The organism is Streptomyces sp. NPDC006655, assembly GCF_040703965.1.
Lineage (GTDB): Bacteria > Actinomycetota > Actinomycetes > Streptomycetales > Streptomycetaceae > Streptomyces.
On the sequence record NZ_JBEYJU010000167.1, the window covers coordinates 1 to 10,421 of the forward strand.

The window sequence follows — 10,421 nt, forward strand, 5'->3', positions numbered from 1 at the left end:
TCCAGCTTCGCCCACTGCGCATTCGTCAGATCGTGCCTCCCCACGAAGTGGATCTTGACACATCAAGATCCACTTCTGAAACGCACCCTAGGGCCCTTCTCGGCCACGAGAGCTTTTCCGATGACGCATCACGTTGAGTGCGTGGCGATCCTCGAACCGGCCCCCAAGGGCTCCTGACCTGCGGGCTCTTCTCGGCGGGGGCCTGTTCGGGTCCGGCGGTGAGGGTGCGGTCCACCACCCTGACGAGCGCGGCCGGGGGCCCGCGTCCGGTCCGGCGGCCACGGCGACCGGGAGCGGCCAGTGCCCGGCTGTCGCGCATGGCGATCGACAACCGGGCAATGCGCCAGGCATGACACGCGTAGGAATCGTCCTCCTGGCTCTGGTGGCCGCCTTCGGGACGTCGGCCGCGGCGCTCGGGATCTCGCCCTCTTGGTGGTTCGCCGCCGTTCCGCTCATGCTCACGGGGGTGCTGGGCGCTTGGGACCTGGTGCAGCGGCGGCACTCGGTGCTGCGCAACTATCCCGTCCTCGGCCATGCCCGCTACCTCCTGGAGCGGGTACGCCCGGAACTGCAGCAGTACTTCATCGAGCGGAACTATGACGGGCGCCCCTTCGACCGGGATGTGCGCAGCATCGTCTACGAGCGCGCCAAGGGCACCGACGCGGAGGAGCCGTACGGCACCGAGCGGGACGTGTACCAGCCCGGTTACGAGTTCCTCGTCCCGTCGATGGCGCCGTGCCCGGTGCCGAAGGACCCGCCGCGCGTGCGGATCGGCGGACCGGACTGCAGCCGTCCGTACGACATGGCACTGCTGAACGTCTCGGCGATGAGCTTCGGCTCGCTCTCCGCCAACGCGGTCCTCGCGCTCAACGGGGGCGCCGCGGCCGGCGGTTTCGCCCAGGACACCGGTGAGGGCGGGCTGTCCGAGTACCACCTCCGTCCGGGAGGCGACCTCGTGTGGGAGATCGGTACGGGGTACTTCGGCTGCCGTACCGAGGAAGGCGATTTCGACGCGGCCGAGTTCGCCGACAAGGCCGCCCACGATCACGTCAAGTGTGTGTCCCTGAAACTGTCGCAGGGCGCGAAGCCCGGCATCGGCGGTGTTCTGCCGGGAGCCAAGGTGAACGCCGAGATCGCCCGGGTCCGCGACGTGCCCGAGGGGAAGACGGTCGTCTCCCCGCCGTACCACCGGGTGTTCTCCACCCCGCGCGAACTCGTGCGCTTCATCGCTCGCATGCGCGAGTTGTCCGGTGGCAAGCCTGCCGGGTTCAAGCTGTGTGTGGGCTCCCGCCGGCAGTTCCTGGCCGTGTGCAAGGCCATGCTGGAGGAGGGCACCGCGCCTGATTTCATCGTGGTGGACGGCTCCGAGGGTGGGACCGGTGCGGCGCCGCTGGAGTTCGCGGACCACGTGGGCACCCCGCTCACCGAGGGTCTGCACACCGTGCACAACGCCCTCGTGGGCGTGGGCCTGCGCGATCGCATCAAGATCGGGGCGAGCGGCAAGATCGCCACCGGCACCGACCTGGTCAAACGCATGGTGCAGGGCGCCGACTACGGCAACGCCGCGCGGGCGATGATGTTCGCCGTCGGGTGCATCCAGGCGCAGAGGTGCCATACCAACACCTGCCCCACGGGTGTCACGACCCAGGACCCACGGCGTGCCCGCGCTCTCGACGTGGGCGACAAGACGGCGCGTGTCCAGCGCTTCCAGCAGGCGACCGTGGCCAGCGCGTTGCAGATCATGGCGTCCATGGGTGTCACCGATCCCGCGGAACTGCGTCCGCACATGCTCCGCCGGCGCGTCGACCCCTGCACCGAGCGCTGCTTCGAGGAGCTCTACGAGTGGCTTGCGCCAGGGCAGCTGCTCGCCGAGCCCCCCGCCTCCTGGGCGGCCGACTGGCAGGCCGCCGACCCCGACCGTTTCACCGTGTGATCTGGAGGACTACGTGACCCGTACTGTTGCCCGCGTCATCGTGGACGCGTTGAGCGAGCTCGGCGTGCGCCAGGTGTTCGGCGTCGTGGGAGACGCGCTCAATCCCCTGACCGACGCCATCCGGACCACCGAGGGCCTGGAATGGGTGGGCTGCCGGCACGAGGAGGCGGCGGCTTTCGCCGCGAGCGCCCAGTCGCAGCTCACCGGCACCCTCGGCGTGTGCATGGGCACGGTCGGGCCCGGTTCCGTCCATCTCCTCAACGGGCTGTACGACGCGGCCAAGAGCCACGCCCCGGTCCTGGCCATCGCCGGCCAGGTGCCGCTCGCCGAACTCGGCAGCGACTACTTCCAGGAGGTGGACAACGACGCCCTCTTCAGTGATGTGGCCGTGTTCCGCGCGACCATCACCTCTCCCGACCAGCTTCCGCAGATGCTGGAGACGGCGGTGCGTCACGCACTGGGCCGCAGGGGCGTCGCCGTTCTCACGGTGCCGGGTGACCTGGGCGAGCGGGAGCTGACCGCCGACCGGCCGGCCCGGTTCTCCCTGAACGCCCCGGTGAGCCGGCCGGAGGGGGCGGCCGTCCACCGCGCCGCGGAACTCCTCGACCGCTCCGAACGGGTCACCCTGCTCGTCGGTGAGGGCGCCCGCGCCGCTCGCGAGGACGTCCTCACCCTCGCGGACCGCCTGGCCGCACCGATGGTGCTCACCCTGAAGGCCAAGGCGGGCTTCGAAGGCGACGACAACCCCTTCCAGGTCGGCCAGACGGGGCTGATCGGCAACCCCGCCGCCGCTGCGGCCCTCCAGGACGCGGACACCCTGCTGCTGCTCGGCACGGACTTCCCCTACCGGGACTGGTATCCCGAGGGCCGGACCGTGATCCAGGTGGACACCGAGGCCACCCATGTCGGACGCCGGGTACCGGTGGACGTCGGGCTCGTGGGGGACACCGGCGCCACCGTACGCGACCTCCTGGACGACCTCGCCGCCGCGCCCGCCGGGTTCGACGGCGCACGTGACCGCTCGCACCTGGAGAAGGCGCGTGAACGCTTCGACCAGTGGCGCACCGGTCAGGCCCGGCTCGCCGATCCGTCGCACGACAAGGGCTTGGTGGGCCGTATCCGGTCCAGGCTGGACAACCGCGCCCATGACATCCGCCCCGAGGCGCTGGCCGCGGCCGTCGACCGGATCGCGGCCGACGACGCCGTCTTCACCTCTGACACGGGCATGGCCACCGTGTGGCTCTCGCGCTTCGTCGAGATGCGCGGCGAGCGGCGCCTCATCGGCTCCTACAACCTCGGCTCGATGGCCAACGCCATGCCCCAGGCCCTGGGCGCCCAGTGCCTGGACCGCGAGCGGCAGGTCGTGGCCTTCTGCGGCGACGGCGGACTGAGCATGCTCCTCGGCGACCTCATGACCCTGAAGACGTACCGACTTCCCGTCAAGCTCGTCGTCTTCGACAACCGCCGGCTGGGCATGGTGAAACTCGAACAGGAGCAGTCCGGCCTGCCCGAGTTCGGCACCGTGCTCGACAACCCCGACTTCGCGGCCGTAGCCGAAGCCATGGGCATCACCGGCATCCGTGTGACCGACCCGGCCGACGTGGAGGGCGCCGTGCGACGCGCCTTGGGCAGTCCGGGCCCGGTCCTGCTGGACGTCCTCACCAACCCCGACGAGATCGCCGTCCCGGCCAAGCCGACCGTCGAGCAGGGCTGGGGTTTCGCGGTCGCCAAGGTGAAGGAGATCGTACGCAGCCAGGGAGAGCCCGGCGGGAACTGACGACAGTTCGAGGAATGCCGGTCGGCGGAGGCGGTGGGCGCGTGCCTGTCTGACAACGGTCCGGCGAGGACGAGGCTGATCGACCGGGAGGGCGCCAGGCCGCCGACGACGACCGTGCCGACCGCCGACCAGACGGTGGATGCGCCGGAGGCCACGGCCCCTTCCAGGTCGCGCCGAAGGACAGTTCGCGCGCACCTCGTCGATCGAGATGGCCAGGTCCCTGGTCCGCTGCGCGGCCGGCCGGTTCCGCAACCGCGGGGCGGAGGAGACGGAGGGCCGCGACACTTCCTGGGCCGTCCTGTCCCGCGCCGGCTCCAGGAAGCCCGCGTCCAACTCGCCCGCGCCGACGAGGAACTGCGCAGCCGACTGGGCCGAGCACCCCCCGTCGTGAACGCCACCCGTCGAACATGTTCGTTACGATCGGGTTGTGACTGCGAGAAGAGAACCGATCAGCCGCCGTGAGCGTCCGGCGAAGCCCGCCCTGTCCCGGCGCTGGATCGTGGACACCGCCGTGCGGATCATGCGGGCGGAGGGGCTGGGGAAGGTCACGATGCGCCGCCTGGCGCAGGAGCTGGACACCGGCCCGGCATCCCTGTACGTCTACGTCGCCAACACCGCCGAGCTGCACGCGGCCGTCCTGGATTCCCTGCTCGGCGAGGTCGACCTGACCGGACGGGACGGCGGTGGGGACTGGCGCGAGCAGCTCCGCGCGGTCATGACGTCGTACACCCACGTGCTGTTCGAGCACCCGCAGCTCGCGCGGGCCGCGCTCGTCGCCCGCCCGAGCGGCGAGAACTACCTGCGCCTGGTGGAGCGCATCCTCGACCTCCTCTCGCAGAGCGGCGCCGGTCGCGAGCAGGTCGCCTGGGGGGTCGACAAACTGCTCCAGGACGCGACAGCCACCGCTGCCGAGCACTCGACGCGGGAGCACGACCCCGCCGCCGAGGACGACTGGGACGCCACCGCGCGTGCCCTGCACGCCGTGGACGCCGGTACGCATCCGGCGATCACCGCGCACATGCCCGCCCTGATCGGCGGCTCGGTGCCGGACAGGATCCGTTGGAGCTTCGACGTCCTCGTCAACGGCATCACTCACACACCCGTCCCGGGCGCAGTGGACTGAGCCTGGGGTCGGGCGGCGCGCCGGGACGGCGGACGCGGCTGGGAAAAGGCAGGGTCTCCTCGCCGTCGCCCGCGCTCTTACGAACTTGTTCGCAACGAACATGTTCGGTACGTTGAGGGAGTGACCGAGGCGATCCCGTGCCGCCGCCGCGCGCCAGCCCTGGTGGCGCCGGCCGTGACGACTCGGTGCGCCGAGGCGTTTCCCCTGCTGCTTCCGGAGGCCCCATGAGCACCACTCATTTCCCGATCGCGATCATTGGCGCGGGTCTGGGCGGCCTGACCGCCGCCCGGGTCCTGCACGTCAACGGCATCGAGTCGGCGATCTTCGAACTGGAGGCGTCGGCGGCGGCCCGCACCCAGGGCGGGATGCTCGACATCCACGAGAACAACGGGCAGAAGGCCCTGCGCGCCGCCGGCCTCCACGACGACTTCCTCGAGATCGTCCACGAGGGTGGCCAGGCCATGCGCCTGCTCGGCCCCGACGGCACGGTGCACGTGTCCGAGGAGGACGACGGCACCGGCGGCCGGCCGGAGGTGGACCGCGGCGACCTGCGTGACCTGCTGCTGAACTCCCTGCCCGACGGCACGATCCACTGGAGTCGCAAGGTCACCGGCGCCCGGGCGCTGGGCGACGGGCGCCACGAGGTGACGTTCGCCGACGGCTCGGCCATCACCACCGACCTCCTGATCGGCGCGGACGGCGCCTGGTCCCGGATCCGGCCGCTGGTCTCCGGCGCCTGGCCCGCCTACACCGGCGTCTCCTTCGTCGAGACCGACCTGTTCGACGCCGAGACCCGCCACCCGCGCAGCGCGGCCGTCATCGGCGGCGGGTTCTTCATCGCCCTGGGGCACGAACGCGGTGTCCTCGCGCACCGGGAGAGCGACGGCAGTCTCCACGTCTACACGGCGCTCAAGGCCGAGGAAGGCTGGCTCGACACGGTCGACTTCAGCGACCACGCTGCCGCCAAGGCCGCGGTCCTCGCCCACTTCGAGGGCTGGGACGAAGACCTGCGCGCCCTGGTCGCCGACGCGGACACGATCACCCCGCGTCGTATCCACGCCCTGCCCGTCGGACACCGCTGGGCCCGCGTCCCGGGCGTGACGCTGATCGGTGACGCCGCCCACGTGATGTCCCCCTTCGCCGGGGAGGGCGCCAACCTGGCCGTGCTCGACGGCGCCGAACTCGCCCTGACCATCGCTGCCCACCCCGGCGACACCGAGGCCGCCCTGGCCGCGTACGAGGAGGCCCTCTTCCCGCGCAGCGAAGCCTCCGCCGCCGAGTCCGCCGCCAACCTGGACACGATGTTCGGGGAGCGGGGCCTGGACCAGATGGTCGCCTTCTTCACCTCCGGCCCGGCAGCCCAGTGACGCCGGCGCTCACGGGCGCCGCCCGCTCGGCCCCCGAGCACCCCGGATCCAGGAGGAGGAACTCATGACCGCACCCCTGCAGCGCACCATCCCCGTACGGCCCGGCCTCGACCTCGAAGTCCGCGAGGCCGGCACCAGCGGCAGCCCGGTCCTCGTCCTGCACGGCGGCCCCGGCCCCTCCGGCATCTCGCCCCTGGTCGACCACCTCGCGTCGGAGCACAGGGTGGTCGCGCCCACCCATCCGGGCTGGGAGGGCACCGTACGGCCCCACGACCTGGACTGCGTGCCCGCACTCGCCGCTGCCTACCTGGACCTGCTCAGCCATCTCGGCCTGAACGACGTGACGCTGATCGGCACGTCCTTCGGCGGCTGGGTCGCCACCCAGGCCGTCCTGGACGACCGCGAGGGCCGGATCTCCCAGCTCGTCCTCATGGACGCCATCGGCCCCGCCATACCCGGCCAGCAGGTCACCGTGCCCGCCGGTCCACCGGCTCCGGCGGCCGCAGGACCGGCGCCGCAGGGCGGACCGTCCGCCCAGGCGATGGCCGCCATGCGTGCCTACGCCGGGCCCACCATGGCAGACGCCGGCATGCTGCCCCGCCTTTCCACCGTCACCTGCCCGGTCCTGGTGATCTGGGGCGCCGACGACGCAGTCGTCACCCCCGACTTCGGCCGCGCCTACGCCGCGGCGTTCCGCCACGTGCGATTCGAACTCATCCCCGGCGCGGGACACACGCCCATCCGCGAGAAGCCCGAGGCGGTCTTCGCCCGTCTCGGCTCCTTCCTCACCCCCCAGGGCCCTTCTGATGGATCTCCGCGGCGTCCATCAGAAGGGCCCTAGCCCCGGCCGCCGGCCACTGACTCTCCGCTCGTGCACACCAGGGTGGAGCGCGAGGTCGCCGCCATTACGGCGGCGACCCGGGACCGTCAACGACGTCCGTGCGGAGGGGCGGGTGAAGCCGCACCACGGGCTGTCACGGCTTCACCCCCTTCGTTCGTGGCAGGCCCCTCAGGTGCGGGTCCAGCGCTGGTTGCTGCCGTTCGAGCAGGAGTAGAGCTGGATCAGGGTGCCGTTGGCGGTGCCGGCTCCGACGGCGTCGAGGCAGAGTCCGGACTGGACGCCGACGATGGAACCGTCGGAGTTCAGGCGCCACTTCTGGTTGTCACCGCCCCAGCAGCTGTAGATCTGCACCTTGGTGCCGTTGCCCGTGCCGGCGGCGTCCAGGCACTTGTTGCCGTAGACCCTGAGTTCACCGGCGTCGGTGAGCGTCCACTGCTGGTTGGTGGCGCTGTTGCAGTCCCACAGCTGGACCTGGGTGCCGTCGGTGGTACTGGCGTTGGGCACGTCCAGGCAGCGTCCCGAGCCGACGCCCTTGATCTGTCCGCCTCCCGTGGGGGGAGGCGTGGTGGTGGAGCCGCCGTTGAGCGCGTTGAGGACGGCGGTGTAGGCGGGCTTCTTGCTGCCGTCGCCGTTGAACAGCAGCGGTGTGTCCCCCGACCGCCAGGAGTCGCTGTCGCGCACGCCCCAGACGGTGATGCCCAGGCAGCGCGGGACGGCCAGGCAGTCGTTGGTCACGTTGGCGTAGGTCGTGGACGAGGCGCCCTGGATGTCGAGCTCGGTGATGGCCACGTCGACGCCGAGGGCGGCGAAGTTCTGCAGTGTGGTGCGGAAGTTGCTGTTGTAGGGGCTGCCGCTGTTGAAGTGCGACTGGAATCCGACGCAGTCGATCGGCACGCCGCGCTGCTTGAAGTCGCGGACCATGTTGTACACGCCCTGGGTCTTGGCCCAGGTCCAGTTCTCGATGTTGTAGTCGTTGTAGCAGAGCTTGGCCGCCGGGTCGGCGGCGCGCGCGGTGCGGAAGGCGACCTCGATCCAGTCGTTGCCGGTGCGCTGGAGGTTGGAGTCCCGGCGGCCGCCCGAACCGTCGTCCGCGAAGGCCTCGTTGACGACGTCCCATTGGGCGATCTTGCCCTTGTAGTGGGCCATCACGCCGTTGATGTGGTCGATCATCGCCTGGCGCAGTGAGCTGCCGCTGAGGCTCTGCATCCAGCCGGGTTGCTGGGAGTGCCAGGCCAGCGTGTGGCCGCGCACCTTCTTGCCGTTCTGCACGGCCCAGTTGTAGACGCGGTCGCCGGCGGTGAAGTTGAACTGGCCCCGCTGCGGCTCGGTGGCGTCGATCTTCATCTCGTTCTCGGCCGTCACCATGTTGAACTCACGGCTTGCGATCGTCGTGTACGCCGAGTCGCCCAGCCTGCCGGAGGCGATGGCGGTGCCGAAGTAGCGGCCGCTCTGTGCCGCCGCGGCGCCGAGCGTGGTCTCGGCGGCGTGCGCGCTCGGCGGTGCGGCCAGTGCGGTGGCCGCCGCGAGGACGCCGACGACCAGCGCCAGCAGCAGGCTGCGGATCTTCCGGCGGGTAAGCGGTCTGGGAAGGGCATACGAGCCCATGACTGTGCCTCCGAGGTAGAAATCGCTGATCGACTGAAGCGCAGGGGATTGCGTCGTCCGGCCCCGTCCGTCCGTCGGGCGACGTACGGCGGGCGGCGGGCGTGTTCCACGTCTCGACACAGGCATGGGGTACTCCAGCGCGGCTCAGCCACCGGAACGGAACCGGGTGGCGCAGGTGAGGTGGTGCGCGGTCTGGTGCGCGGTCTGCCGTGCAGCTGGTCGCTGACTGCCGTGCGGCAAGGATTGCCCAGGCCGATACGGCCCGGAATCTCGAACCAGGCCCGGCTTCTCAGACAGCGATGATTGAGGCGTGACCGTGGATCGTCAATACTTCCCGGCCTAGGAAATTTCCGACTGCCAACCGAAACTTTCGCTCGTCAGGTCAGCGGATGGCGGCCCCCGGTGCTGGCGTCGGCCCCGTGCGCACCGGGGTCAAGTCGCTTACGAGTCAGCCATGTGACGGTGCTGCGCGGTCCGGTCGACGCGCGTTCGTGCGAATGTTTCGGCGATTGAGGCGATACATGCGAGAGGTATTGACGGCGTTCACCGGTTCCCTATCATCGGGTTGCTCGACGGCTCGACCTTCGTTCGACATGGCGAACGCTTCGGCCGCTCCGTCGCACAGTAGGGCCATGCCGGGCAGCACCGCCTGAAGTCGGAATCGCAAGGGCCGTCCACTTCCCCAGTCCGCCGTCGTGCTTCGCGGACCGCTGCGCACCGCACCACACCGCACCACGCCGACCGTCCGGCCGGCCTCTGCCGAGGGCGACCGGAACCGCCTACTCAAGGTCCAGGGAGTATCCATGCACAGAGGAAGTTCGAGCCGCAGGCATCCGTCAGTGGTGCTCGCCGCCCTGGTCGCGGCCCTGGCCGCGTTGGCGGCGATGCTTGTCGCCGGCCCGGCTCAGGCTGCTTCCAGTGGCGCCCTGAGCGGCGTCGGTTCCGGTCGGTGTCTCGATGTGCCGGGCGGCGTCCAGACCGACGGCACCTATCTGCAGATCTACGACTGCTGGGGCGGGACCAACCAGCAGTGGACCCTGACGGACGACAATCAGCTCACCGTGTACGGCAACAAGTGTCTGGATGTTCCGGGTCACGCCACCGCGGCCGGTACCCGGGTGCAGATCTGGACCTGTTCCGGGGGTGCGAACCAGCAGTGGCGGGTGAACTCCGACGGCACGGTCGTCGGCGTGGAGTCCGGGCTGTGCCTGGAGGCCACGGGTGCCGGAACGGCCAACGGCACAGCGGTGCAGATCTGGACGTGCAACGGCGGCAGCAACCAGAAGTGGACCGGTCTGTCGGGGACGACCCCGCCGGGAGGCGGCACGTGTTCTCTGCCGTCGACGTACCGGTGGACGTCGACGGGTGCGCTGGCACAGCCGGCGAACGGGTGGGTCTCGCTGAAGGACTTCACCAACGTGACGTACAACGGCAAGCACCTGGTCTACGCCTCGAACGTGTCGGGATCGTCGTACGGCTCGATGATGTTCCGGCCCTTCACGAACTGGTCGGACATGGCGTCGGCCGGCCAGGTCGGGATGGGGCAGGCCGCGGTGGCGCCCACGCTGTTCTACTTCGCGCCCAAGAAGATCTGGGTGCTGGCCTACCAATGGGGTGCGTGGCCCTTCATCTACCGCACCTCCAGCGACCCCACCAACCCCGACGGCTGGTCCGCGCCGCAGCCGCTGTTCACCGGCAGCGTCTCCGGCTCCGCCCCGATCGACCAGACCCTGATCGCCGACGACCAGAACATGTACCTGTTCTTCGCCGGTGAC

At 70.4% G+C, this 10,421-nt stretch carries 7 protein-coding genes and 1 pseudogene; 7 read left to right on the forward strand and 1 reads right to left on the reverse strand.

The window, feature by feature from the left end:
- The first annotated feature begins 349 nt into the window (after positions 1-349).
- From AB0958_RS42840 to AB0958_RS42865, 6 genes and pseudogenes are all read left to right on the forward strand, one after another.
- On the forward strand, positions 350-1,933 hold the full coding sequence (locus AB0958_RS42840) for an FMN-binding glutamate synthase family protein (RefSeq protein ID WP_366895909.1): 1,584 nt from the start codon (positions 350-352) through the stop codon (positions 1,931-1,933).
- Between the two features lie 13 nt (positions 1,934-1,946).
- Positions 1,947-3,710: a thiamine pyrophosphate-dependent enzyme gene (locus tag AB0958_RS42845; protein ID WP_366895910.1), complete on the forward strand. Its 1,764-nt coding sequence runs from the start codon at positions 1,947-1,949 to the stop codon at positions 3,708-3,710.
- Between the two features lie 175 nt (positions 3,711-3,885).
- Positions 3,886-4,091, forward strand: a pseudogene (locus AB0958_RS42850) (RNA polymerase sigma factor SigF); the annotation flags it as partial.
- Positions 4,092-4,137: 46 nt separating this feature from the next.
- Positions 4,138-4,833: a TetR/AcrR family transcriptional regulator gene (locus AB0958_RS42855; RefSeq protein ID WP_366895911.1), complete on the forward strand. Its 696-nt coding sequence runs from the start codon at positions 4,138-4,140 to the stop codon at positions 4,831-4,833.
- Positions 4,834-5,057: 224 nt separating this feature from the next.
- Positions 5,058-6,200, forward strand: coding sequence for an NAD(P)/FAD-dependent oxidoreductase (locus tag AB0958_RS42860; protein ID WP_366895912.1), 1,143 nt, complete (start codon positions 5,058-5,060; stop codon positions 6,198-6,200).
- A gap of 64 nt (positions 6,201-6,264) precedes the next feature.
- Positions 6,265-7,041, forward strand: a complete 777-nt coding sequence (locus tag AB0958_RS42865; RefSeq protein ID WP_366895913.1) for an alpha/beta hydrolase — start codon at positions 6,265-6,267, stop codon at positions 7,039-7,041.
- 168 nt (positions 7,042-7,209) lie between these two features.
- On the opposite strand, the gene AB0958_RS42870 is transcribed toward AB0958_RS42865, so the two are convergent.
- A complete protein-coding gene (locus tag AB0958_RS42870) occupies positions 7,210-8,646 on the reverse strand; it encodes an endo-1,4-beta-xylanase (RefSeq protein WP_366895914.1) in 1,437 nt (478 codons plus the stop codon).
- 803 nt (positions 8,647-9,449) lie between these two features.
- Between AB0958_RS42870 and AB0958_RS42875 the strand changes: the two genes are divergently transcribed.
- A partial coding sequence (locus AB0958_RS42875; protein WP_366895915.1) for a non-reducing end alpha-L-arabinofuranosidase family hydrolase occupies positions 9,450-10,421 on the forward strand: 972 nt, incomplete at its 3' end.